The organism is Saccharomonospora iraqiensis subsp. paurometabolica YIM 90007, assembly GCF_000231035.2.
In the GTDB taxonomy this organism is placed as follows: Bacteria; Actinomycetota; Actinomycetes; order Mycobacteriales; family Pseudonocardiaceae; genus Saccharomonospora; species Saccharomonospora paurometabolica.
Genome location: NZ_KI912257.1, coordinates 33921 through 34298 on the forward strand (window position 1 = coordinate 33921; position 378 = coordinate 34298).

Sequence of the window (378 nt, forward strand, 5' to 3'; positions counted from 1 at the left end):
GCCACGCTCGTGCGGCCGGGCCACGCGGGCGGCCGGGTCGTCGTCGGGGCCGAGGCGGGGATCCCCGCGGTGCAGGCGCTGGTGCGCTGGGACCCCGGCAGGCACGCCGAACTCGAACTCGACGAACGCCGTGAGCTGGGTTTTCCGCCCGCGGTGCGGATGGCCGGGGTCGAGGGTTCCCCGGAGGCGGTGGCGGAACTGCTGGACGAGATCGCCCTGCCGGACACCGCCGAGGTGCTCGGGCCGGTGCCGCTCGGGGAGACCGACGCCGACGGTAACGCCGACCGGGAGCGGGTCCTGCTGCGGGTTCCGCGCACCGACGGGCGCGCCCTGGCCGACGCCGTGCGGGCCGTGCGGGCCGTGCGGGACGCCCGCAAG

At 78.0% G+C, this 378-nt stretch carries 1 pseudogene; it reads left to right on the forward strand.

The annotated features are described in order from the left end of the window. Positions 1 to 378 (forward strand): annotated as a pseudogene (locus SACPADRAFT_RS33225) (primosome assembly protein PriA); the annotation flags it as partial.